Source organism: Virgisporangium aurantiacum, assembly GCF_016863635.1.
GTDB classification, from domain to species: domain Bacteria; phylum Actinomycetota; class Actinomycetes; order Mycobacteriales; family Micromonosporaceae; genus Virgisporangium; species Virgisporangium aurantiacum.
Genome location: NZ_BOPG01000037.1, coordinates 38,506 through 63,190 on the forward strand (window position 1 = coordinate 38,506; position 24,685 = coordinate 63,190).

Below are 24,685 nucleotides of genomic sequence, written 5' to 3' on the forward strand. Positions count from 1 at the left end.
GAACGGGTCAGCCCAGCGGGATGCCGCGGCCGGACAGGAAGTCGGTGGCGACGGTGACGCCCTTCGCGTTGAACCCCAGGTACGTCGCCGGGACGAACTGCCCGGCCTCCTGCAACGCGTCGAGGTCGACCATCCGGATCTTCGCGAGGTCGAGCGTGTCGAGCACGACGTCGCGCAGCTTCTCCAGCGTCCAGTCCTCGTTCGGGCGCGGCGGCACCGCGAGCACGATCGCCTGCGGCGGCGCGGCGTTGGGCTGGTCGTAGTGCAGGGCCAGCCCGGTGGTCTTCGCCGGCGCCGGCAGTACCTCGGTGAAGTGCTCGACGACCAGCCCCGCGAACCTGCGGTTCGGGTCCGGCGCACCGGCGGGCAGGTGCGCCACCACCGACACCCGCCCGGCCGGTGGCGTGCCGTTCGCGAACGGCAGCGCGAGCCACCGCTCGCCGGGGGTGGCCGGCAGCTGCGCCACCTCGAAGCGGGCCGGATCCTCGCCGCCGAGCGCGTCGGCGTACAGGAGGAGGTCGCCGAGGCGCTGGGCACCCTCGCGCACCCGGGTCAGGCGCTGGAACCAGCGGATCACCTGCTGCTCGTCGCCGCCCTGCAGCGATCCGCTGGCCGGGAACGAGACGTCGACCTGGTTCCGGTCGTTGCGCGGCGGCGACTGGTAGCGCGGCACCACCCGGAAACCGTTGCCGAACACCGTCTCCAGCCGGGCGACCGCGTACGCGACCCGACCGTCCACATCGGACGCCGGCGGCACGGCGAGCCCGTCGATCGCGGCGATCCGCCGCCGCACCTCGGCCTGGACCGTCGCCGCCTGCACGCCCAGTTCGGCCCGGTCGGCCGCGGCGTCGCCGAACGCGGAGACCGGCACCGCGCCCGGCACGCCGAACGCGAGCGCGCCGAACAGCGCCGTCCGTAGGGCCTCACCGGTGATCGCGGTTCCGAGGGCCGTGTCGGCGGACCGCAGCGCGGAGACGGCCGCGGTGGCGCGGCTCTCGGCCTCGGCCACGTCGACGGCCGCCGTGCCCGGCGCGTCCGGCAGCGACAGGTCGTCGGGGCCGACCGCCCGCGCACCGGTCAGCGTCTCGCGGAGCGACTGGGCCAGCTCCATCGCCTCGACGATGCCGATCTCGTCGGCGTCCTCGTCGTTCGGGGCGATGTCGAGCACGCGCACGACCGCGTCGGCCGGCACGTTGTTCGGCCGGGTCCGCAGCGCGTGGTACGTGATGCGTTGCTCCACTTCGGACAGTTGGCTCTGCGCGTTCGCCGCGGCGGCGTACACGAGATCGAGCGGCGAGATCGCCGGCACGAGGTCGTCGAGGTGACGTTCCTGCTCGTCGAAGAGGTGGCCGTCGGACGCGCGCAGGTACCGCACCCGGTACCGGATCCGCTCCGGGTCGAACAGCACGCGCGCGGCCCAGGCGTTCAGCCGGGGCTCGGCGGCGGCCCGCCGGGCGAGCGACGCGGGCTGGTTCCAGCCGGGTGTCGAGGACAGTTCGCCGGGCAGCAGGACGGCGAGCCGGTGGATGACGGCCGTGCCCGCGTGCGGCGTGTAGATCGCCTCCAGCTCGGGCGGCGTGCCGCTCGGCTGCGCGGCGGCGTGCAGGGCGGCGGAGGCCCGCTCGGCGTTGCCCCGGCCGAGCTGGAACACGCCCTCGGTCAGCAGGATGTCGCCGATCGCGTCGACCGCGTCGTCGAGGTCGTTGAACACGGCCTGCAGCGGCGTGCGCGCCGTGCCGCCGGGCCACGCGTCGGGCTGGGTGCGCCCGGCCGCGACCCAGAGCCGGTGCAGTTCCAGCGCGTCGACGACGTTGCCCGCCGACACCGTCGCCGAGCCGGTGACCGGCAGCGGCGACAGGGTACGGAAGTCGTCGACGAAGCGGGCCAGGCCGCCCTGCTGGAGGGCGCGCTCGAAGCGGTAGCCGAGCAGCGCGCCGAGCGGCTGGCCGGCCCGCACACCGTCCAGAAGGGACAGTGCGGTGCGGACGCGGGCCGAGGACAGGTCGATGCCGAACGGGTGCCGGGTGCCGCCGTCGGAGTGCGACAGGAAGCCGCTCGCGAGGATCGCCGCCGCCGACGCGTGCGACGGTGACGGCGTGTGCACGTAGCCGGCGCTGCCCCGGCCGTCGTCGCGCACGAGGTCCTCGACCATGCCGTAGGCGCCCAGGTGCACGCCGCCGGCGCCGGTCGCGCCCCGGATCGCGTGCAGCCGGCGCTGGGCGTACGAGGTGATCCAGGCGTCGAGCCGGTGCGAGCACAGGTCGAGCGCCTCGGCGGCGGCGCGCTCCAGCACGTCGACGGGCGCGCCGACGAGCCCGGCGATGCCGTCGCGCACGTCGGTGAGCGGCGGCCGGGGTACGGCGTCGAGTTGCGCGCCCTTCGACGCGAGCCGGTCCCAGGTCAGCCCCGGGCGCGGCGCGTCGAGGTTGTCCTCGATCTCGTCGATGCCGTGCAGCACCTCCTCGCCGCCGCGCCACGGGTCGGGCGGGTCCATGGCGCCGGCCGCGAACAGGTACGCGGCGAGCAGCGAGTGGCGCAGCAACAGGTACAGCAGCGGCCGCTCGGTCAGCCCGGACAGGTCGAACGCGTCGTCGCGCAGGTCCCGCCAGCCGGACCCGTTGAGCACGCTCAGCCAGTCGACGGACAGCGGTTGGTCGGGCGCGCCGCCGTCCTGCACGAGCGGGAACGGAACGGGGAAGTAGTTGGTGGCGAACACGGTGCGTTCGAGGTACGGGTGCAGGTCGCCGAGCCCGTGCGCCTCCAGGGCGGCCCGCGTGAGCGCCGCGTGTTCCGCCTTCCAGGCCGGGCCGAGCAGCTGGTCGGTCGTCAGCCGGTTGCGGATGAACCGCCAGGCGGCGTCGACGAAATCGAGCCCGAGGACGCTGCGGCCACGGAAACTGACCGACGTGGGTTGCATCGACAGGACGGTCAGGAGCGGGTTGTCGCGCGTGCTGTCCGGGTCCGGCGTGTCGTCGACGCGCGGGACGGCGACCGTCGACGCCCGCCAGATCGGGCGCAGCGTGCCCTGCAGAAAGGTCGCCAGCCGCGCGACGGGTGGCTCCTCGTCGACCGCGGTCCAGCGGTTCATCGGCAGCACCGGCAGCAGCCCGTACGGCTGGGTACCGATGCGCAACGTCGGCTGCGGGCCGCAACCCCGGACCCACGCGGTGAAGTGCCGCCGGGCGCCCTCGGCGTCCGCCGCGGAGACGTCCGGCGCGAACATGTGGTCGAGGAAGTACCCCCACGTCGCCGGCCACAGCGCGGCGTTCAGGCGGGTGCGCGCGTCGCGCAGGCGGGCGCCGTCGCCGGCGTTGGGCGTGCCGGAGAACACCTCGGCGGCGCGGTCGCCGAGCCCGAGCGCCCGCGCGGCCTCGGCCGCGTTGGTCCCGTCGGCGAGCGGCGCCGGCGCGTCGGCGGGCCGGTCGGCGCCGACCGGCTCCGGGTCGACGGGCGCGGACGGGGTGACGTTGGTCGGCGTCCCCTCGTTCAGGAAGCCGACGCCGTCGGTGTACCGGTGGGCGAGCAGCGCCCCGGCGAGCTCGCCGGCCGCCGCCTGCGGGGAGAGCGCCGTCTCCACGCCGAGCACGACGACCCGCGCGATGCGCGTCGGCGCCGGGGTCGGCAGCGTCAGCTTGACCGCCATGCCCCGGCTCTGCGCGGCGGGGAACGAGATCAGCCAGCTCATGCCGGGGTCGGTGGTCGGGTCGGTGTCGTCGTCGGCCTCCGGGTCGGGACCGATCGGCAGCTCGAACGGGACCGGTCGCCCGTACTGCGACGCGATCACGGTTCCCGCGTCGTCGAACGCGAACACGTGCAGGCGACGGGGGAGCAGCCGGCTCCGCGCGGCGCGGGCCCACGGCTCGGCGCGGGTGGTGACCGTGCCGGACAGCGTCGCCCGCACGATCCACTCCGCCCGCGGCACGCCGAACCGGGTGGTGAGGTCGAGCCAGGCGTCGTCGCGCCCGTCGCCGGCGTCGCGGTAGCGCTGCCCGAGCGCGACCTCCTCGGCCGTGAGCCGCTCGTCGTGGCTGTCGACGTGGATCGTGTCCGGGATCGCCCGCACCCACAGCTCCCGGCCCTGCGCCATGAACCGCGTCTGCACGAGCAGTGGCAGCAGCGCGACCGGCGCCGAGGACAGCCGGGCGGGCTCTTCGAGCGTCACGGTCACGGCGGCGCTCGCGCCGTCGCGGTTGCGGACGCGGACCGGCTTCGGCCCGGGCGCGCCTAGCCCGTCGGGGAACACGAACCGCACGCGGTCGTTGCGCCAGCTCACGATCGTCGCGTTGAGGACCGCGCCGGACTGCGCGGTCACCTGCACGGCCGACTGCCCGCCCTGGTTGCCGAACGCGGTGCCGATCGCCTCCAGTTCGTCGCCGGGGAGCGCCTGCAGTGCCTCGTCGGGCCGCGCCGGGGCGGCGATCCGGGTCAGGACGGGAATGCTCATGAGTTGGTCTCCGGCAACGCGGTCCGGGCGTGGACGGCCACGCGAAGGGGACGCTGGAAGGTGATCGCGGCCATCTGCGCGGCGTCGGCCGCCCAGGTGGCGGTCGGCTGCGGCCGCCCGGCGAGCACGGGCAGCGTCGCCGGCGGTGTGGACAGCGGGCCGGACAGCCCGGCGTAGCGGATCGTCGACGGGTCGGTGCCGGCGGGCACGAGATCGGCCCAGTCGAGGTCGGACCAGCTGGCCGGCGGCGCCGGTGGGCCGTCGGGCTCGTCGAGACCGAAGCGCGGCGCGGTCGGCTGTTCCTGGATGACGAAGAACCAGCCGGGCCCGCCGTCGTCGCCGCGCGCCTCGGTGAGGTCGAGGTCGAAACCGAGGTAGCTGACGTCGGGGTCGACCGTGCCGCGGAACAGCGGGTAACGCTCGTCGGGGCCGGGCACGAGCCCGCCGTCCACTGTGGACACCGCCCGCGCCGCGTACACGGCGGTGTGCGGGTAACGCAGCAGCAGCCGGCCGCGGATCAGCAGCACGAGCAGGTCGGCGCCGGCGGCCTGCGCCGCGTTGGCGCCGAGCGCGCCCGGCCAGGTCGCGATCGCCGGCAGGGTCGCCGTGTCGTCGCCGCGACCGGGCAGCCCGCGCACGTCCCAGAACCGGTCGGCGAACGTGGCGGACAGCTCGGCCGGCAGTCCCCGCCACAGCAGTTCCCGGCTCAGCTCGTGGTTCAGCCCGGCCATGAACGCCTCGACGAAACGCGGGTTGCCGACGAGCACCGAGAGGCTGTCCTCGGGGATGCGGTCGATGCCGGGCAGCAGCATCTGCCCGTCGAGCGTGCTGAGCGGCTGGCTCATCGGTTGCGGGAAGCGCGGCGTCACCTTGCGTGGGGCGAGGTCCCGCGCGCCCTCGGCCGGCGGAACGAGCGTCGCGACCGCGCGGGTCACGGTCCGATCCGGTTCCAGGACGCCGCCGCGGCCCACCAGCGTGTCGGCCACCGGCGCGAGGCCGAGGTGCGCACCGGCCGGCGGCGGGGCCTCCACAGTGGACGGAAGGTGCTGGAGCAGGAAGTCCGTCGCCTGCTTGAACCGGTTGTTGATGCCGCGCACGCGGTCGCCGCGCCGGCCCGGCTCCTCGACGTCCCAGGGATCGCCGGGCAGCCGGATCGCGGTCGCCGGCGACCGCGCGAGACCCGACGGGAACGGGTCGGCGCCGATGTAGAAGCCGCCGTCGTCGGGCGCGTCGGTGGCGACCTTCCGCCACCCGCCCGCCTCCGCCAGGTTGTCGCGCAACTGCTGGAACCGCGGGGCGTCGCCGCCCGGCGGCGTGATGCGCGCACCGACGTCGTCGAAGTCGGCGCCGCCCCGGGCCGGGCGGATCGGCACCCGGAGCCGGCCCACCGCCAGCCCGTCGGAGAGCTGCGCGGTCACCTGCGGCGCGGGAGCGGGCAGGCGCCGGCCGAGCGGTCCGGCGGGTCGCAGCGCCCGGCGGAACGGCGGCGAGACGGCCGCCTCCGGGAACACGCTCTGGCGCACGCTCGACCGCAACGTGGCGCTCACCCCGGACCCGTGCGGCGTGCCGTCGGCGGCCACGCGGATGCGGCTGTGCACCGGCTCCGTCACCCGCACCGCGCCGTCCGGTGGAAGCCCGTCGAGGTGCTTGTCCCGGACGCCGCCGGTGGCAGCCCGCGCGAGCTCGGCCTGGCGCAGCATGCTGTTGGCCCGCTCCAGTTCGCCCGCCTGGTCCCACGCGGAGGCCATGAGCGACTCCTGGTGCTCCTGCACCACGCGGGTACCGAGCGCGGCGGCGGCGCGCCAGCCGGGGTCGAGGTTCAGCTCCCGCAGCCACGGCCTGGCCGCGCCCGCGTCCGGGACGACGGGCCCGGTGCCGGCCTGGAACGTGCCGTACACCGGCGGCCGGAGCACCGTCGCGTCGACGCCCGGCGGCACCTCGATGAGGTCCTCGAGCCGTTGCTGGAACCGCGTCTGGACCCCGGGCGGCCACTGGCGGGCCGGGCGCTCGGGGGAGACCAGCGCGCCCTCGAAGTCGAGCAGCGTCGGCGTCGGCAGGTGCAGGCTGTCGAACGCCGGGTCGGGGTCGGAGATGTCGACCGGCAGCACGCCGATGTCGGGTCCGGCCCGGAACGGCCGCAGCCGCCGGACGAGCAGTTCGAAGTCGCCGACCTCGGCGGTGGCGAACTCCCAGTGGTCGTAGACCGGCAGCTCGAACCGCCCGGTCACCGTGCCCCATCCGCCCGGCGGCGGCCAGGCCGGTTCGGCACCCGCGGTGACCGGCTCGCCCCGTCCACTTTGGACACCCGCGAGGTACGCCGGAACCAGGCACGCCAGATACGCCCGCTGCGGCGCGAGCCGACGCGGGGAGAGCAGCCGGGCCAGCGTCCGCTCGGGGTCGCGCCCGTCGAGCGCCTCGACCGGTGGCGCGTCGGTGCCGGCGAGCTGGACGTGCGCCCACGCCCACGACTCGCTCAGGTCGGGCAGCTCGGTCTGTGCGTCGGCGGCGGCGAGGCTGAGAAACGGGAGGGGCCGGCGGGGGTCCACGTCGAGCCGGGCCAGCTCGCGGCGCACGACGACGAGCACCAGCCACGGTTTCACCGTGGTCGCGCTCGGGTCCGGGCTCACCAGCCACGGCAGCTCGGGCGTGTCGAACTCGACCGACGGGAAGTAGTTGGGTTCGAAGTCGGCGCTTCCCGGCCGTGGTTCGCGCCGGATGATCTGCCGGCCGTCGAGCGCGACGACGTCGCCGGGGCCGTACAGGGCGAGCGTGCGGGTGACGTCCTCGGTCTCCGCGGCGCCCTTGGCCACGGTGAGCGTCACGTCGATCCGGGCCCGCGCGGCGGCCGGCGCCTGCGCCGGGATCGCGGCGGCGAGCCCTCGCCGCGACCACGCGATGAAGCGATAACTGCTCATGCGAGCTCCAGCTCCTCGATGCGGACGATCTGCAGCTCGTTCCGGTCCGCGCGCCCGCGCAGGCGTTCGGCCGCGGCGGTGAAGGTACCGTCGAGCCCGTCGTCGGCGAGCGCCTGCGTCGCGGCGAGTTGGTCCTTGCTCACGAGCGCGTACACCGGGTCGGCGACCCGCGGCCCGGGTTCGGCCGGGCCGAACCTCGCCCGGCCGGTGGTGCGGAGGTCGGCGCTGCCCGCCGGTCCGAACTCGGCGAGCGCCGCAACCGTCGTCCCGGCGGGCGTGTAGCTCTCGGCGGGACGTTCGCCGGCGGGCTGTTCGAGGTCGAGGATGACGACCTGTTCGTAGTCGAGCGGGGTCTCCTGCACGAACCCGATCGCCGCGCCGCCCTCCGGGCCGAGCCGCACACCGGAGACCATCCGCTCGAACGGCGGGCTGGCAAGCTTCTCCTCGTCGCTCATCTGCCGGAACTGGGCTGGCGCGAAGTACTGCGTCTGCCGCCCGTCGACGTGCAGGCCGCTGGCGCCGGTGATGGCGAAGCGGTCGAAGTCGCGCGGTGGCACGGATCCGAACAGCCCGAGCGTCCGCTCCAGCGGCACGAGGTTCTGCGAGACGCCCAGCGTTCCGAGCGGGTGCGCCAGCAGGTCGGTCCCCGATCCCGCGCCCTCGCTCAGGACGACGAGGCGGCTCCGGTCGTCCGGCAGCTGCGCGGTCCAGTTGGCGTCGGCCCGGAGACTGTCGCGGAGCACCGGCCACACGTCGTGCCGCTCGATCGCCGGAATGTCCTCGTCGCGCCCGAACTGCGCCCGGAACGGGATCGAGATGGTGAAGATGAACAGCTTGATGCGCGCCTTGCCCCAGATCACCCACGGCGCCGGCCCGCTCAGGTGCACGTCGATGTCGAGACCCAGCAGGGTCGTGCCGCCGCGCTTGAGGGCGAGGTGTGCGCGGATCTCGGCGAGCAACCGGAACGGGTCGAACTGGATCAGCGTGTCGAACGCGAGCCCGCCCTCGATGCTGAACCCGGCGGCCCGCACGGCCAGGTCGAGCCGCGCACCCACCTGCACGGTGTTCGACGTGAGCGCGAAGTACGTCTCCATGCGCAGCCGCGGATTGTCCCCTGTGGACACCGCCAGCGTGAGCCGGCGCAGCGTCGGGAAACCGGCCGGCGGCTTGAACGCGGGGTGGAAGCCGCCGACCGACATGGCGAAGTCGGGGTTGGAGCCCCAGCTCGCCCGCGCGGCCATGTCGCCGCTGAGCGCGTACGGGCCGACCGTCGAGTCGTACAGCGTCGCGTCGACCGACAGCTCGCGCTTGTCGAAGTCGATGACGCCGACGACGTCGAGGTTGATGTTCACGATCCGCTGGTCGGGGTTCGGCAGCGCGGCCCGCACGCGACCCAGCACGATCAGCCGGATCGGCGACGGCAGTTCGAGGATCAGCGCGATCTCGATGGTGAGCAGCGTCGGCGTGCCCCAGCCGATCAGCGCCATCGGACCGAAGACGTACTGGTTGGCCGCGGGCGGGAAGACGGTCTGCAGCGTGGAGACGATCTGCGGCGCGCGTGGCGTCGGGTCGTCGGGTGAGAACAGGATCGCGTCGAGCGTGCGGTTCTTCAGCCCGGCCCGCAACGCGTCCACCGACACGGTGCGGTTGATGCCGAGCAGGCCGCCGACGCCGTTGAGCGTGAAGCCGAAGCCGAGCTGGATCGGCGTGAACCCGGACGCCTGCACGATGACGAGGAGCGAGAAGCCGTCGGACCCGTCGGGCATGCGCGTGGTGAGCAGCCCGATCGCGTTGAGCGTCAGCTTCTCGAACTCCAGCCGCAGGCCGCCCGCGTACTGCTGCTTGTCGGGGTCGAAGAACAGGAACCCGCCACCGGTCACCGGCCCGGACGAGACCGACAGCGCGATGCCGCCGGGACCGTGGAGCCCGAATCCGACGTCGAACGGCCCGGCGTTGCCCGCCTCGAACCGGACGGGAAGGTGCACCCCGATCCGGTCGACGGCGAACGCGACCGGACCGAGCGAGCCGGAGAACGTGACGCCGCCCCGGATGTCGAGCTCCGGCGTGACCCCGGCACCGGCCACGAACTTCGTCGCGAGGTCGACCCGGTCGAACCGCACCGGGCCGAGTTCGAGGTGCGGGTTGGCGGACAGCTCGAACCCCGCCCCGCCACGGAAGTCCAGCCCGGTCCGGCTCGACCACGAGACGCCGATCGGCAGCTCGATGCGCGACTCCTTGTCGCCGAGCAGGCCGCCGAGGAAGCCGTCGAGTCCCCGGCCGGTGACCACCACGACGAGCCCGCGCGGCGCGACAGCGGCCGTGAGTTCGAGGTCGCCGCCGCGCACGTCGAGGGCCAGCGCGAGGTCCAGCCCCGCCAGCTCCACGCGGTTGCCGCCGGGGCTTCCCAGCAGCAGCACGGGACCGGCGGGCGTGAACGACAGCGTGACGCCGAATCCGGCCGAGGGCGCCGGACGTCCCGGCGCGAACGGGAACCGGACGCTCAGCTCGCCGGGCCGGAACACGACGCCGAGCTGCTGGGCGAGATCGGTACCGGCGCGCAGCTTGAACGTCCAGCGGCTGTCGACGGGTATCTCGACGGCGATGTGGTCGGGCACGAGCGGGAGGATGAGCACACCGGGCAGCGCGCCGCCCTCGGCGGGCAGCTCGGTGACGAGCAGGCCGATGTCGTGCACCTGCCCGGCCACGGCGACGTCGAAGAACGCCAGCCGCAACGCCTGCAGCAGTTGGGCCGCGGGGGTTCCGGTCGCCTGGCTCTGCACCGCGTTCGCGAAGTCGGCGTCCATGCGCTCGATCGCCGTCGCCAGGTTGAGCGCGTAACCCAGCTCACCGAACAGCACCGCGGCACGGGCGAAGTCGAACTGCGACGTCCCCCAACCGAGGACGACTTCGGGGATCGTCGTCGGATCCGTGAGAACCTTCGGCAGCGCCTCCCACTCGAACCGCGTGCGGGTGAACGCCGGGCGCGTGCCGGCCGCCGCCACCGTCTCGTACCGGATGACACCGAGAAGCTCCAATGTGGACCCGAGCCGGGGCAGCTGGACGTTCAGATAGTCCACCAGCAACAGCTCGAACAGGCTGCGCGCCAGCGTGGCGAGGCCCGCCGGATCCATTCCCGGCGGAACGGCGGTGAGCGCGGAGACGGCGCGGTAGAGGTCGCCGGCCGACCGGGCGAGCGCCAGCGACTCGTCGAGGCCCGCGTCGTCGGCGAGCGACTTCGCGGCGTCGACGAGTTGCGCGGCGGCGTCGGCGACCGCGAGATACGACGGTGGCAGCGACTGCACGTCCCAGCCGAGGCGAAGCATCAGCACGCGGAACGAGTCGGCGTCGCGGAAGCCGGCGACGAGCGGCTGCATCGCGAGGGCCAGATGCCCGGCGACCGAACGGATCGTACTGCGCTCGCTCATACCGGGTACCTCGCGGCGAAGTCGTTGTCGATCCAGCGGTGCTGCGACGGGTCGACGAGGTCCACCATCGCGTACCGGCACACCGGGCAGAACTGGTAGGCACGCTGGGTGCCGAGCGCGGCGTCGTTGAACGCGGTCTGGCGCATCAGGCAGATCCCGGTCGGCCGGTAGATGTCGCAGTCGAACGTGGCGCCGTTCTCGTAGACGCCGACGATCCACGACGAGTACTGCGGCGGATTCGGTACCGGGACCGGCGGGCCGAAGTTGGTGGCGGGCGTCGGCGTCGGCTGCCCACCGACGCAGGGCCGGTTCGGGTTCGCGGCATCGGCCGCCGCGGCGTTCAACGGGTTGCGGGTGGTGTTGATGCGTCCCCGGACCGTTGCGTGCATCAGCTCGAGGTCCGGGCCGAACACGCGGCCGGCCGGGTTGGGATCCGGCCCGCGCGCCGGCGCCATCAGCACCGAGCCGGCCGGGAAGTTGCCGGGCACGAACGCTCCCGCGAACAACTGTTCCAGGTCGATCTGCTCGCCGGCCGCCGCGATGTCGGTGACGATGAACCGGTCGGACGGTGCGCCCGCGGTGAGCAACTGCCGCCGCCGGAACCGCACCACGTCGCCGCGGGCGAAGTCGGCCGTGTGACCCGGCCGCAGCACCACCCGCCACCGGTTGCCGCCGCGCGAGGTCGCCAGCCCGATCGTCACACCGGCCGCCCGCAGGCGCGGCCACCGCCACTTCACCTTGTCGGCGTCGAGGTTGACGCCCGTCAGCAACGTGCTGCGCGGCTGCACGTTGGCCGCGGTGGCGAAGCCGGCGGCCCGGTTCGCGGGCAGGAGACCGCTGCCGCCGTACTCGTCCTCGAGCGTGAACGAGTGGGCGAGCTCGTGCGCGGCGGTCACCCAGGCGATCAGTTCCAGGCCGGCGGGCACCGGATCGGCGACGAGATCCTTGCCCCGTCGCGGGGCCGTCGCGTCCTGGATCCGGTGGTGGTCCTGTTGCGCCAGGTTCGATCCGATGAACCGTCCGCCGCCGGTGCGGGACGTGTTGCCGCCGCCGTACCGGTTCGTGTGCGCCAGAACCATGACGCGGTCCTGGTCCTTCCCGCCACGCGCCCACATGGCGCCGACCGCCGCACCGCCGGGAACGCGCAGGTTCCGGAGGAAGTCGTCGATGCTGGTCTCGGCGAGCCGGGTGGACCGGTACGTGACGGCGCGGAGCGGCAGGCGCCGCTGTGCCCGCGGCCGTTCGCCGAGCGTCAGTCCGAACAGGGTGTCGCAGTCGTTGATGAGGAAGCGGTCGTTGGTCGCCGGAGTCGGTGGATTGCCGACGGTCCAGGCGGCGCTGATCGTGGCGGCGGTGTCGGGGACGGCGGTGTCGACCTCTTCGGCGTCCGCCAGCGCGCCGGCGACGTTGAACCGGCGGACCGGGCCCAGCGCGGAGATGCCGGCCTGCCGCGACGGCACCCAGGCCGAGAAGTAGTTGAGGCTCTTGCCGAGCACGTCGTAGGGACGTGTGTACCGGCGGGTCTGCAACGCCTGCGCCAGCTTGAAGGCCTGCCGTTCGAAGTCGTGCCGCTCGGCGTCGGTGAACCCGTCGGGAAGAATGAGGATGTTCGCCGCGGTGGCGAGGGCGCCGAACCCGGGCCCGCCGAGATGGTCGAGCGTCACCGGTGTCGTCCACGGCGCCGCGGGCCGGGCGATCCCGGTGGCATTCCTGGTGACCGGCGCGGCGATCGTCGCCGTGACGTTCACGTCGCCGGCCGCCGCGACCCCGGTCAGCACGCCGGTGGCCGCCTGTGCGGTGACGGCCCCACCCGCGTTCGGCGTCCACCCGACGATCGGCGTGCCGGCCGCCGCGGTCGCCCTGACGTACGTCCGGTCCGCCGCGGCGGGCGGTGTCGGCGGGCACCACGGCGTCAGATCGCCGTAGGTGCCGTCGTCGAACTCCGCGAGGAGGGTGAACACGACGTTGGCGGTGCCCTGGTGAACCGTGAGCGGATCCGGCGCCAGCCAGACGTTGGTGACCGCGTTGTGGATGACGACGCGCCGGTAGAGGTTGAAGGTGTTGGCGCCCTCCTTCACCTCGACGGTCATGAGAAAGTCCAGCAGCCGCGGCGGAGCCGGCAGCGCCGTGAGGCTGACCGCTCCCGTGGCGGCGTCGACCTGCACCTCCGGATGCGCACCGCCGAAGTTCGCCTTGATCGTCACGGTGATCGGCGCGACCACGGCGTCGAGGCGCAGGTTCCCCTCGGTGCGCCGCACGAACACCAGGTGGTTGAGTTGGGGCCCGGTCAGGCCGGGGATCAGGTGGAGATCGTCGGCTCCCGAACCGATCCATTCGATCGACGTGACAGGCATGCGGCGGAACCTAACACCGCGCACAACGCCCGGCCCCGTGTCAATGCGTCTTCGGTCAGACGTCTGCAACGCCCGATCGGCCTTGTGCGGCAACCATTCCGCAGGTCGCCCCGGCCATGGCCGGGAAGCCGCCCGGGCAACCCGTTCCGACAGATCATGGACGATGCGCGCGATACCGCACGGACCACGACCCGGAGGTTCGAGAATGGCAACGCCGCCGGGTGGAACTCGAGTTGGGGGTTGGAGATGGACGCTGGAGTCGCGTGCGAGTTACGCGCAGGCGGACGCCGGTCAATGGAGCGCGACGGAAGAGGCCAACCTCCGTGCCGCCGCCGCGGAGATCGACATCCTGGCCGGTCCGAACGTGTCCGGGCCCGCTCAGGACCTTGTCGAGGTCGTGCTCGAGGTGCACAAGGGATTGGCCGCCGGTGAGGATGCCGCACGGGCACGGGTTCCGGACGTGAACCGCGAGCGCCTCAAGCTCAAAGATCTGTTCAAGGCCGATCTCGGTCTGAAGGACTGACACGACCGGTCGGGACCAGAGCAACATCCGTACTCACGCGTGCGCCGGCACGGGCGGATTCGATCTCCGGACGGCGCGCGGACTTGAGTAGCCGATTACCCTGTCGGCCGGCGAACGCCGCATCCTACGGTTCACACCGCGAATACGACAGTCGAAGTTCGACGTGGAGGATTCCGGTGTTTGACGTCACGGCCTATGGCGACGGGTTGGCCTCCGTCTACGACACGCTCTATCCGACCACCCCGGACGCCGATCAGGCGGCGCAGTTCGTCAACGACGAGGCTCCGCGGGGACGCGTCGTCGAGCTGGGCGTAGGCACCGGCCGGCTGGCGCTGCCGATGGTGAAGCTGGGGCTGCGCGTGCACGGCGTCGACGCGTCCCAGCGGATGCTGGACCTGCTCGCCGAGCGCGACCGCGAGGGTCTCGTCGAGGTGACCGTCGGCGACTTCACCCGGCAGCTGCCGGCGGGCCCGTTCGACGTGGGGCTCGTCGCGCTGAACACGCTGTTCATGGTCCCCGACCGGGACCGGCAGATCGAAACCCTGCGGCTGCTGCGGAGCCGACTCGTGCCGTCCGGCTCGGTCGTCGTCGAGACGTACAACCCGTGGTACTACCACCGGTTGACCGAGCCGCGCGTGGACGTGCACCACCTCGCACCCGACCGGCTGATGATCGACACGTCGTACGCCGACCGGGTCACCCAGACCGTGGTCATCGTCCACGCCGAACTCGACGGTGGAACCCCGCGCAAGGTGGTCGAGCTGTCGCGGTACGCCTGGCCGTCGGAACTGGACCTCATGGCGCGGCTGGCCGGGCTGCGCCTGCGGGACCGGTTCGGCGGGTGGAACCGCGAGCCGGTGACGCCCGAGACGCCGCGGTACGTGTCGGTTTTCGAGGTGGCGGATGCTGACCGCTGACCGCACCCGGCTGGCGGCGGTGCCGCTCGCCGAGGCACCCGACGTGGGGGAGTTCCTCGACCGCCTCGGCCTCGGCGCGCTCGTCGACGACCGGGTCTCGTCGTTCATGGGACGCAACGACATCTGGGCCGGAGTGTCCACTGTGGGCACCGCGCTGTTCGTCAAGCGGGTCGACGGCGAGCGGGCCGACGTCCGTCGCCGGCTCACCCGGATGGCGGCGCTCGCCACCGCCCTGCGGGACCACCCCGTCCTGCTCACCCCGCGGTGCTTCGGGGTCGACCTCGACGCCCGGCTGGCGGTCTTCGAACTGCTGGAGGACTCGGTGACCGCGGCGGAACTGCTCGCCGTGGCCGGGTTCGGCGAGGACCTCGCGTACGAGGCCGGCTCGATGGTGGCGGCGCTGCACCGGCTCACCCCGCCCGACGCCCTGGTGTCCGACGGGTCCGAGCCGCCGACCCCGCCGGTCCGCGGGCTCGACGTCATTCCGTTGCGGGCGTACGTGGGCGCGAGCGCCGGCGAGTTGGAGGTGTGGGGCATCATCCACAACGACCGGCCCGTCGCCGACGCCATCAGGCGGCTGCGCGAGCGGGAGGAGCGGTCCGTCCGCACCGTCGTCCATTGCGACCTCCGCCTCGACCAACTGCTGCGGTACCGCGGCCGGCTCCACCTGACCGACTGGGAGGAGTGCCGGATCGCGGACCCGGCCCGCGACATCGGCGCGTTCGCCGGCGAGTGCGTCTACCGCGCCGTGCTCGGCATGGCGTCGGCGAAGCACACCGGCGACCGCGAGCTGACCGAGAACGACGTGCTCGCCAACGGCGTGCGCGAGTTCGAACTGCTGGTCCCGCTCATCGAGGCGTTCTGGGAGGGGTACCGGCTGGCGCGCCCGGAGGCGGCGGACGACCCGGACCTCGCCGAGCGGGCGGTGGCGTTCGCCGGCTGGCACATGTTCGACCGGGCCTGGGCCGCCGCGCACCTGCGCGCGCGACTGTCCCCTTTGGAGCGTGCGGCGGCCGGCGTCGGCCGCACCGCGCTCATCGACCCCGCCGCGCTGATCACGACGATGGGACTGGGAGGTGCGGCATGACCGCCGCTGTGTCGGAGGAACTGTCCGGTGTGCTGGACGGGATCGAGGTGGACCTGGTCCGGCGGCGCGCGACCGTCGGCGACCGCGAGGTCGTGGCCGAGAACCGCAAGCAGTTGCAGGCGATGCTGGCCAGCACCCTGTACGACGCCCGGCACGCGGGTCGGCGCCCGGCGGACACGCCGCAACCGGCGAACCGGCGCGACCGCGACTTCGAGCGGCGGCTGCGCGCGGTGGTCCCGCACGACACCGCGCTGGTGCCTGGCCGGCTGGAGACCGGCGCCGCCGGGGACCCGTTGGTGGTGCGGATGAACGGCGTCCGCGTCCGCGTGCCGGCCGACCTGGTGGCGGAGCAGGGCCCGGACGGTGTGGTGCGGCTGCGCCTGCCCGCCGTGCTGCCCGCGATGTCACCCGGTTTCCTGGTGGTCAACGGCTCGGTCGGCACCGGACGGGCGGCGGGCGCCTGCCTCCGCGTGTACCTCCACGTTCCGACGCCCGACGCCGCACCGGTGGTGTGGGGTGCGGTGCTCGGGCACCTGGAAGAGGCGGGCGTCGCCTACCGGGCGAAGGTCACGTCGGCGCGCGCCCTGTTCCCCCGGCGCGACGCGATCGTGGTGTATCTCGGACCGGCGTCGTGGCACGCGGTGGCCGACCTCCAAACGGCCGCCACCGCGACCGGCGCGCTCGGCGCCGAGGTGTCGGCGTACGTGGCGCGGCTCGACGACGGCGTCGGCTGCGCCTGGGAACCCGACGACCCGCGGCCCGGTATGCGGGGGATGAGCTTCGGCGAGCACCGGTCCCACACGGTCGCGGCCGCGCTGATCGGCGCCGCGGCCGACGGCAACGGCGACCGGCACGCCGCGCTCGCCGACGCGCTGCGGGCCGCCCGCATCGACCCGGAGCGGATGTACCGCAACGTCGAGTCCCCCCAACTGCCGAACCTGGAAGGAGGTGAACGATGAACCCGACGCGCCTGATGTCCACTGTGGACACCTACACCGACCTGATGGAGGTCGCCTGTGCGCCGGCCCCGCAGTCGCTGGAGCCGTCGCCGACCTTCACTCCGCTGACGCCGCCGACCCCCTTCTCGGTCGTGAGCGTCACGATCGTGCCGCAGACGAACTGACGCCCGTCCCGGAAGGAGTGAGACATGGGAATCGAGAACCTGCTGGGTTCGGCCGACACGTACACCTCGTTCAGCGAGGTGGCGGCCGCGACCGGAACCGTGAACGACCAGGTGGTGGCGTCGACGCCGGCGAGCGTCATCTTCACCATCGGCATCTCGGTCGGCATGAGCGTCACCGAGACGTACTTCCACGCCTGTTGAGGCAGAGAAAGGAGGCCGGTCCCGATGGGAACCGAAGCCTTGTTCGACGGCGCGGACGCCTACACCTCGCTCGCCGAGGTCGCCGCGCTGGAGGGCACACCCGACAACGCGGTGGCGTCGACCTTCACGGTCATCGTCTTCACGGTCGGAATGTCCACCGGCGTGACCATCTCGGAAACCTACGAGCACGGCTGCTGATCGACGAAGGGACGGACGGAACATGAGCACGGAGACCCTGTTCGGCGCCGCCGACGCGTACACGACGCTCGCCGAGGTGGCCGCCGACGGCGCCACGCCCGACATCGTCGAGCCGGCCGGCAGCCCGGTCATCATCACCGTCTTCACGGTCGGTGTCAGCGTCGGCACCATCCTGGTGACGTCCGAACACGAGTGCTGAACGGAGCCGGACATGAACATCCATCCGCTGCTGGAGGGCGTCGACTCGTACACCACTCTGGCCGAGGTCGCCGTCGCGACGCCGGAGACGGAGGAGCCGCAGGCGACTCCGACCGTCATCGCGAGTCTCGTCGGCGGCGTCACGATCACCATCACCTACTACGAAGGGTGCTGAGACGTGAGCATCGAAGCTCTGCTGGAGGGTGTCGACTCGTACACGTCCCTCGCCGAGGTCGCCGCGGGAGCCGCGGGGACGCCGGAAACCGAGGCGCCGCAGTCGACCCCGACGGTACCGATCCTCATCTCCATCGAAATCACCATCGGGCTGGGGTGCTGAGATGGCACCGGACATCGCGGCCCTGCTGGACGGCGTGGAGACCTACACGTCGCTCGTCGAGCTGGTCGGCGCACCGGACGTCGACGCGGCTCCCGCGTCGCACCCGGTCAGCACCATCGTCACCATCACGCTGATGACGATCTTCGAAGGTTGTTGAGACATGGCCGGAAAGCAACGCCCGGCCGCCGTGCTCTTTCCACGGCAGGCCGAGCACGCCGAGTTCCTGGTTCCGTTCGCCCGGGCGGCGGTCGCCGGTGGCGCCCGCCGACTGTGGACGGGTCAGTCGCTGGTCGCCGAGAGCCACCAGGCGTTCGCGTACCTCGCGGGTGCGGGAATCCGGTTGCCGGTGGGCCTGGGCGTCACGCTCATGCCGCTGCGGCACCCGTACGAGGCGGCGGTGCAGGCTCGGAGCCTGGCGTTGCTGACCGGCCATCCGGTGGTCGCCGGCTTCGGTGCGGCGACCCCCGGTCTGGTCGCCGGCCTGCGGGGGTCCCCGTACCGCAGGCCGGCGGCCGCCGCGGCCGGCTACGCCTCGACGGTGCGCCGGCTGCTCGACGGCGCGGCAGTCGCGCACGAGTGCGAGGCGTGCGCCTGCGCGGCGACCCTCCCCTCGGTCGCCCATCCACTGGTCGAGGTGGGGTTGGGCGTCCTGCGCCCGGCGATGGCGCGGGCCGCCGGCGCCGTGGCCGACGTCGCGGTCACCTGGATGACGCCACCGGAGTACGTGCGCGACGTGCTCAACCCGGCGCTGGCCGCCGGCGCCGTCGGCCGGCGCCGGCCACCGCGGACGGCGACGGTGGTGCACGCGGCCATCGCCCGGCCGGGGCGGGACCCGCGCCGCCTCGCGCTGGCCGGCGCGCGCCGCCACCTCGGCGCGCCGCACTACACGGACATGTTGCGGCGGGCCGGGATCCCGGCCGATCCGGCGGATCCGGAGGCCGGAGCGGCGGCGCTCGTGGACGCCGGCGTCTACGCGTACGGCACCGCGACCGACGTCGCCAAGCAGGTGCGCGCCTACCGCGACGCCGGCGTCGACGAGGTGGTGCTGAACCCGGCCGGGGTCGCGCTGACCGAGGGCGGCGACGCGGCGGTGGCGGACCTGTCCGAGCTGCTGGCGGCGATCGGGGACGACGATGCATGACCTACCGGCCACCACCGAGGCGCCCCCGTTCGGCGCCCGACGGCTGCTCCTGTTCGGGACCGGTTCCCTGTCGGTGGCGTTCCTGCCGTGGTGGCTCACCTGGCTGCGGACGGCCTACCCGGCGCTGGAGGTCCGCACGGTGGTGACGCGCAGCGCCCAGCGGTTCGTCAGTCGGCACGCGCTGACCGCTCTGGCCGGGCAGGCGGTGCCGCTCGACGCGTGGCCCGACGAGCGCGACGAGCCGGTTCCCGGCTCGGTGCACGTCGACTACGCGAGCTGGCCCGACGCGATCGCGGTCTACCCGGCGACGTTCCACTTCCTCGCGCGGTTCGCCCTCGGGCTCGCCGACACGCCGATGCTGCTGGCGTTGCAGACCACGGCGGCGGTGGTGGGGGTGGCACCGGCGGTGCCGCCCGGCGCGGTCGACTCGTTCACCTACCGGCGCCACCTCGCGGCGCTGGCGCGGCGGCCGAACACCACCGTGGCCGGCCCGGTGGAGGGCCGCAGCGCGCACACCGGCGACCGGGCGATCGGCACCGCCGCGCCACTGCCCGTGCTGCTGGCCAACCTGGAACTCGTGCGCCGTAGCGCCGGCGGCAACCACACCGGCGAGCTGCGGAAGGACGCGATCCCATGGCCGGGCTGATCAGGCGGTTCGGCACGGGCTACGTGCGCACCACGGTGCTCGACGCCGGCGGCGGACAGTACGTCTGGATCCGCCGGCCCGGCCCGGACCGGACCACGATCGACCGTCCGGGCGACGCCCTGCGGGCGACCATCGCCGGGCTGCCCGGCCTGGCAGTTCCCGAACCCGACGCGGAGTGGGCCGGACCGGACGCGGTCGTGTACCGCGTCGGCGGACAGTCCTCGGTGGCCGCCGCGTTGTTGGCGGAAGCCGCAACGGCACAGACCATCGACGTCGCGGCGATCCTGCGCGACACGGCGGCGACGCTGTCCGCCCTGCATCACCGCGCGGCACCGGCCACCGAACGGCTGCCCGCCCCACCGGGCCCGGTACGCCTGCTCGCCTGGCTGCGCAGCGGAACCGGGTCCCGGTCGGCGGCGCGGCTGCACGGGCACGCCAATGCGGTGCTGGGGCACCGGCGGATCACCACGGCGATCGACTGGTGCGCGGACCTGATGGCCGGCGACACCCTCCTGCACGGCGCGCCCGGCACCGGCGTGCTGGTACCGGACGGGTCGGGACCGGCACTGCTGCTGACCGGGGAGGACCTGTCCCGCGGACCCGTGGAGGCCGACCTCGGATGGCTGGTCGGCGAGTTGGTGGAGCACCGCGAGACCCGGCACCGCCCCGACTTCGACGACCTCGTCGCCGCGTTCCTCGGCGGCTGTCGGTCCGATGTGGACGGTGCCCGGGTCGGCCGGGCGGCCGCGCTGCGGTACCTCACGCACACCCACGACTTCGCCGCCTACGTGGGCTGGCACGACGAACTGCTGACGAGCCTGCGGACGCTGGCCGGCGTGCTCGACGACGCCGGGCGCGGTGCGCTGCTGCCGGAGGTGAGCCGGAGATGACACAGGTCGTGGAGCGGGCCGGGCCGGTCCGGCACCGGCTCGCCAACGGGTTGCGGGTCACCGTCGTGGCCGACCGGACCGCGCCGGTGGTCGGCGTGGCGGTCCACTACGGGGTCGGCTTCCGGTCCGAACCGGAGGGACGGTCGGGCTTCGCGCACCTCTTCGAGCACCTGATGTTCCAGGGCGGGGCCGACCTGGACGGCGACCACTTCCGTGCGGTGGAGGGCGTCGGCGGGCGCTGCAACGCGTCGACCCGGCAGGACTACACCGACTTCCACACGGTGGCACCGGCCGACGCGCTGGCGCACCTGCTGTCGCTGGAGGCGGGCCGGATGCGTGCGCCGCGGATCACCGCGCGGGCGATCCGGGCGCAGGCGGCCGTCGTCACGGAGGAGATCCTCACCAAGACCCAACGGCCCTACGGTGGCTTCCCGTGGCCGCTGATCTCGCCGGTGCTGTTCCGGACGTACCCGAACGCCCACGACGGGTACGGCGACCACACCGCCCTCGCCGACGTGTCCGTCAGAGACTGCGAGGAGTTCTTCGCGCGTCACTACGGCCCGGGCAACGCCGTGCTCACCGTCACCGGCGACGTCGACACCGACCGGACCCTCGACCTGGTGGAGACGTTCTTCGGCGGCATCGCGGCGCGGCCGGCGCCGCCCGCCGGTTCGTGGTGGGAGCCGGAACCGACCGCGCGCCGGGAGGAGGACCACCGGGACGCGTTCGCGGCGCTGCCCGCGGTGGCCCTCGGCTACCGCGTGCCCGACCCCGCGGCGGGACTGCGACCGCTGGTCGCGCTGGCGGTTCTCGCCGACGTCCTGGTGGGCGGCCCCCGTCCCCGCCTGGCGGCGCGGATGCGCGACAGCGCGGGCCCGCTGTCGGCCCGGTGCGGACTGTTCGACTTCGCCGACGCCCGCGACCCGGAGCTGTGGATGCTCACCGCGGTACACCGGCCCGGCGCCGGCCGGGAGGTCGTGGCCGCCGTCGACGAGGACCTGCACCGGCTGGCCACCGACGGCCCGCCCGCCGACGAGCTCGCGCAGGCCGTCGGACGGCGCGTGAACGCCCACCACCGGGCCATGGACCAGCTCGCCAACCGCGTCCGCGCGCTGGGCCGGTTCGCCGTGCTCTTCGACGATCCGGGCCTGGCCGACGCGCTGGTCGTCCACTATGGACGGTCCACAGTGGATGACGTCGCGGCCGCCGCCCGGTCGCTGGCCCACGACCGCCGGGCGGTGCTGACGCTGACACCGGCGTCGGCCGGAGAGAGCGCGGCCGGGGAGGACGCGCGATGATCGTCGACCGTACGCTCGCCAACGGCCTGCGGGTGCTGGCACTGCGCCCGGGCACGGGTCCGCTCGTCGAGGTCCGGCTGCACGTCCCGGCGCCGGCCGTCACCCGCCGGCAGATCGCGGCCCAGGCGCTGCTGGCCGCGTGCCTCACCGCGCGGCACACCACCGGCCGCACCGGATCGGCGTCGGCGGCCGGCGCCGCGGCGGAGTTCCGGGCCTGGTCCGACTACCGCCGCGTCGGAATGTCGGGCAGCTGCGCGGTCGGCGGGCCGGAGGCGGTGCTGCGGCTGGTCGCCGACGCGGTGACGGGCCTGTCGGCAACGGAGACCGACTACGCGACGGAACGCGGGCAGCTCGTCACGCGGCTGCGGCTGGGTCTCGCCCATCCGGACGCGCCGGTCCGGCTCGCGTTGTGGCGCCAGCTCTTCGGCGACCATCCGATCGGGCTGCAGCTGCCCGACGTCGACGAGGTGCTCGCCCTCGACGCCGACGACGTGGCGCGGCACGGCGCCGCCGCCCTGCGGCCCGACGGGGCGACGCTGGTGATCGTCGGACCGACCGACCCGGACCGGTCGGTGCGCCTGGCCGGGGACCTGCTGGGTGGCTGGCCGCCCGGCCCGCCACGGCCCGCGGTCCCCGCGCTGTCCGGCATCCCCGAGGGCGACGTGCGACCGTTCGCGCGTCCCGGCGCCGGCCGGGCGCAGATCCGCCTGCGCGCCGCCGCGCTGCCGCAGGACGACCTCCGGTACCCGGCGCTGATGGTGGCCTCGAACGTGTTCGGTTCCGGCACGTCGTCGCGGTTGGTGCGGGAACTCCGCGAGGACAAGGGATACGTCTACGGCGTCGCGTGCTTCTTCGACCCGGTGCCGGGCAGCACGCTGGTCGCGCTGGAGGCCGACACCGCCACCGGCACCGCGTTGCCGGCGGTCGGTGCGCTCGCCGCGGAGCTGCGCCGGCTGTTCGACAGCCCGCCGACGGTCGCCGAGGTCGACGCCGCCCGCCGGCGGGCCGTGGGCGCCGCGGTGACCAGCCTGGCGTCCCGGGCGGCGCTGGCCTCGTCCCTCGCCGAGCTGGCCGCCGCGGGGATCGACCCACCCTGGCTGTTCGGGTTCGCCGACCGGCTCCGGGAGGTCACCCACGACGCGGTGCTCGACGCCACCGCGCACTTCGCGCCGCACCGGTTCTCCGGACTGGTCGCCGGCGACCTTCCGGCCGATACCCACCTGGAGATGGCATGAGGCAGTTGCTGACCTACGTCCGTCCGTACGCCCGGGGGCTGCTCGCCGGCGCGCTGCTGGTGTTCGCCGGCGGCCTCGGCGCGCTCGCCCAGCCGATGGTCGCCAGGTACTTCCTGGAGGCGCTCGCCACCGGTCGCTCGGTGACCGGCTGGCTGGTGCTGCTGGGCGGCCTCCTGCTCGGCGCCGCGGCGGCGAGCGCGGTCGGGATGTACCTGATCGCGCGCACCGCCGAGAACGTCGTGTTCAGCGCGCGGCACCGGCTGGTGGCGCGGTTGCTGCGGCTGCGTCTGTCCGCTGTGGACGGTGCCAAGCCGGGCGACCTGCTGGCCCGCGTGACCGCGGACACCACGCAGCTGCGCGCGGCGGCGACGATCAACCTCGTCGACCTCGCGGTCGGCGCGTTCCAGGTGATCGGCATCATCGCGATGATGGCGTACCTGGATCCGTTGCTGCTGGCCGTCGTGGTGCTCGTGTTGACGTCGATCATCGGCTCGGGATACGCGCTGATGCCCCGCATCCGCCGGGCCAGCCTGCAGGCGCAGGAGGCGATCGGCGCGGTGGCCGCGTCGATGGAACGCGCGCTCGGCGCCTTCCGCACCATCAAGGCCAACGGTGCGGAGGAGCGCGAGACCGCCGCCGTGCTGGAGTCCGCCGGCCTGGCGCGGCGGCGCGGCCTGAGCGCGGCGCGGTGGATGTCGATCGCCGGAATCTCCACCAGCCTCGTGGTGCAGGTGTCGTTCCTGGTGGTGCTCGGCGTCGGCGGCGCCCGCGTGGCCAACGGAAGCCTGGAGATCGCGGCGCTGATCGCGTTCCTGCTGTACCTGTTCTACCTGACCGGTCCGGTGAGCCAGGTGGTGCGCGGCGTCGCCGGCCTGCAGGTCGGGTCGGCGGCGCTGCGGCGCATCACCGAGGTCGACACCATGCCCAGGGAAAATACGGACGCCGGCACGCTGCCGGCTTCGCTTCCCGACACGGGAATCGCGGTCTCGCTGCGGAACGTGTGGATGCGCTACCGCGACGACGGTCCGGCCCAGCTCGCCGGCGTCAGCGTCGACCTGCCCGAGCGCGGGCTGACCGCCGTGGTCGGCCCGTCCGGCGCCGGCAAGACCACGATTCTCGCGCTGCTGGAACGGTTCTACGACCCGACGGCCGGGCAGATCCGCGTCGGCGGCGTCGACGTCCGGGACTGGCCGCTGGCGCGGCTGCGCGACCTCATCGGGTACGTCGAACAGGACGCGCCGGTGCTCGCCGGAACGTTGCGCGACAACCTGGTGTTCGGCGCGCCGTCCGCCGGCGAGCGGGACCTGCGCGAGGTCATCGCGCTGACCCGGCTCGAACCGCTCGTCGCCGCGCTGCCCGACGGCCTGGACACGCCGGTCGGTCACCGCGGCGGCAGCCTGTCGGGCGGGGAACGGCAGCGCATCGCGATCGCCCGGGCGCTGCTCCGGCGTCCCCGATTGCTCCTGCTCGACGAGGCGACATCACAATTGGACGCGGTCAACGAGTCGGCGCTGCGCGAGGTGATCACCGCCGCCGCCCGCACCACCAACGTGGTCGTGGTCGCGCACCGACTGTCCACAGTGACCGGTGCCGACCGGATCCTGGTGCTGGAGAACGGGCGGCTGCGCGCCGCCGGTACCCACTCCGAGCTGATCGCCGGCGACGACCTCTACCGCACCCTCGCCACCACGCAGCTGCTCGCCGAGGCGGACAGCATGGTGCACTGACCGAATCGCCATGCCGACAGGCCCAT

General features: G+C 73.7%; 21 protein-coding genes. 17 read left to right on the forward strand and 4 right to left on the reverse strand.

From position 1 onward, the window contains the following. Positions 1-7: 7 nt before the first annotated feature. Genes Vau01_RS29830 through Vau01_RS29845 form a run of 4 tightly spaced genes read right to left on the reverse strand, consistent with a single transcriptional unit; the run spans position 8 to position 13,138 of the window. Positions 8-4,444, reverse strand: coding sequence for an ATP-binding protein (locus Vau01_RS29830; RefSeq protein ID WP_203999335.1), 4,437 nt, complete (start codon positions 4,442-4,444; stop codon positions 8-10). Then, positions 4,441-7,359 carry a hypothetical protein gene (locus tag Vau01_RS29835; protein ID WP_203999338.1) on the reverse strand — a complete coding sequence of 973 codons (2,919 nt, stop codon included), beginning with the start codon at positions 7,357-7,359 and terminating at the stop codon, positions 4,441-4,443. Before Vau01_RS29835 ends, Vau01_RS29830 begins: the two co-directional genes overlap by 4 nt. Then, positions 7,356-10,784, reverse strand: coding sequence for a DUF6603 domain-containing protein (locus tag Vau01_RS29840; RefSeq protein ID WP_203999341.1), 3,429 nt, complete (start codon positions 10,782-10,784; stop codon positions 7,356-7,358). Before Vau01_RS29840 ends, Vau01_RS29835 begins: the two co-directional genes overlap by 4 nt. Continuing rightward, positions 10,781-13,138: a M64 family metallopeptidase gene (locus Vau01_RS29845; protein WP_203999344.1), complete on the reverse strand. Its 2,358-nt coding sequence runs from the start codon at positions 13,136-13,138 to the stop codon at positions 10,781-10,783. Before Vau01_RS29845 ends, Vau01_RS29840 begins: the two co-directional genes overlap by 4 nt. A 205-nt stretch (positions 13,139-13,343) precedes the next feature. Here Vau01_RS29845 and Vau01_RS29850 point away from each other — a divergent pair, with 205 nt between their 5' ends. From Vau01_RS29850 to Vau01_RS29930, 17 genes are all read left to right on the forward strand, one after another. Beyond that, a complete protein-coding gene (locus Vau01_RS29850; RefSeq protein ID WP_203999347.1) occupies positions 13,344-13,661 on the forward strand; it encodes a hypothetical protein in 318 nt (105 codons plus the stop codon). Between the two features lie 176 nt (positions 13,662-13,837). Next, positions 13,838-14,578, forward strand: a complete 741-nt coding sequence (locus tag Vau01_RS29855; protein WP_203999350.1) for a class I SAM-dependent methyltransferase — start codon at positions 13,838-13,840, stop codon at positions 14,576-14,578. Continuing rightward, complete coding sequence (lxmK, locus tag Vau01_RS29860; RefSeq protein WP_203999353.1) at positions 14,565-15,665, forward strand: class V lanthionine synthetase subunit LxmK; 1,101 nt, start codon at positions 14,565-14,567, stop codon at positions 15,663-15,665. Before Vau01_RS29855 ends, lxmK begins: the two co-directional genes overlap by 14 nt. Further along, entirely contained in the window at positions 15,662-16,624 is a 963-nt protein-coding gene (locus tag Vau01_RS29865) for a T3SS effector HopA1 family protein (RefSeq protein WP_203999356.1), read from the forward strand. The genes lxmK and Vau01_RS29865 overlap by 4 nt, the downstream gene beginning before the upstream one ends. Beyond that, positions 16,621-16,788: a hypothetical protein gene (locus tag Vau01_RS29870; RefSeq protein WP_203999358.1), complete on the forward strand. Its 168-nt coding sequence runs from the start codon at positions 16,621-16,623 to the stop codon at positions 16,786-16,788. Before Vau01_RS29865 ends, Vau01_RS29870 begins: the two co-directional genes overlap by 4 nt. Positions 16,789-16,812: 24 nt before the next feature. Next, a complete protein-coding gene (locus Vau01_RS29875) occupies positions 16,813-16,989 on the forward strand; it encodes a hypothetical protein (protein ID WP_203999361.1) in 177 nt (58 codons plus the stop codon). A 24-nt stretch (positions 16,990-17,013) separates the two neighbouring features. Then, entirely contained in the window at positions 17,014-17,187 is a 174-nt protein-coding gene (locus Vau01_RS29880; RefSeq protein ID WP_203999364.1) for a hypothetical protein, read from the forward strand. Positions 17,188-17,209: 22 nt separating this feature from the next. Next, the gene (locus Vau01_RS29885; RefSeq protein WP_203999366.1) at positions 17,210-17,386 is read left to right on the forward strand and encodes a hypothetical protein; all 177 of its coding nucleotides are present in this window, start codon (positions 17,210-17,212) and stop codon (positions 17,384-17,386) included. Between the two features lie 12 nt (positions 17,387-17,398). After that, a complete protein-coding gene (locus tag Vau01_RS29890; protein ID WP_203999368.1) occupies positions 17,399-17,560 on the forward strand; it encodes a hypothetical protein in 162 nt (53 codons plus the stop codon). A gap of 3 nt (positions 17,561-17,563) precedes the next feature. Continuing rightward, entirely contained in the window at positions 17,564-17,722 is a 159-nt protein-coding gene (locus tag Vau01_RS29895; RefSeq protein ID WP_203999370.1) for a hypothetical protein, read from the forward strand. Position 17,723: 1 nt separating this feature from the next. Beyond that, positions 17,724-17,879, forward strand: coding sequence for a hypothetical protein (locus Vau01_RS29900; protein ID WP_203999372.1), 156 nt, complete (start codon positions 17,724-17,726; stop codon positions 17,877-17,879). A 3-nt stretch (positions 17,880-17,882) separates the two neighbouring features. Beyond that, the gene (locus Vau01_RS29905) at positions 17,883-18,863 is read left to right on the forward strand and encodes an LLM class flavin-dependent oxidoreductase (RefSeq protein ID WP_203999374.1); all 981 of its coding nucleotides are present in this window, start codon (positions 17,883-17,885) and stop codon (positions 18,861-18,863) included. Beyond that, positions 18,856-19,509, forward strand: a complete 654-nt coding sequence (locus Vau01_RS29910) for a flavoprotein (RefSeq protein ID WP_203999376.1) — start codon at positions 18,856-18,858, stop codon at positions 19,507-19,509. The genes Vau01_RS29905 and Vau01_RS29910 overlap by 8 nt, the downstream gene beginning before the upstream one ends. After that, positions 19,497-20,399, forward strand: a complete 903-nt coding sequence (locus Vau01_RS29915; RefSeq protein ID WP_203999377.1) for a hypothetical protein — start codon at positions 19,497-19,499, stop codon at positions 20,397-20,399. Before Vau01_RS29910 ends, Vau01_RS29915 begins: the two co-directional genes overlap by 13 nt. Then, positions 20,396-21,697, forward strand: coding sequence for a M16 family metallopeptidase (locus tag Vau01_RS29920; protein WP_203999378.1), 1,302 nt, complete (start codon positions 20,396-20,398; stop codon positions 21,695-21,697). The genes Vau01_RS29915 and Vau01_RS29920 overlap by 4 nt, the downstream gene beginning before the upstream one ends. Then, the gene (locus tag Vau01_RS29925) at positions 21,694-22,932 is read left to right on the forward strand and encodes a M16 family metallopeptidase (RefSeq protein WP_203999379.1); all 1,239 of its coding nucleotides are present in this window, start codon (positions 21,694-21,696) and stop codon (positions 22,930-22,932) included. The genes Vau01_RS29920 and Vau01_RS29925 overlap by 4 nt, the downstream gene beginning before the upstream one ends. Then, a complete protein-coding gene (locus Vau01_RS29930; RefSeq protein ID WP_203999380.1) occupies positions 22,929-24,659 on the forward strand; it encodes an ABC transporter ATP-binding protein in 1,731 nt (576 codons plus the stop codon). The genes Vau01_RS29925 and Vau01_RS29930 overlap by 4 nt, the downstream gene beginning before the upstream one ends. The last annotated feature ends 26 nt before the right edge of the window (positions 24,660-24,685 follow it).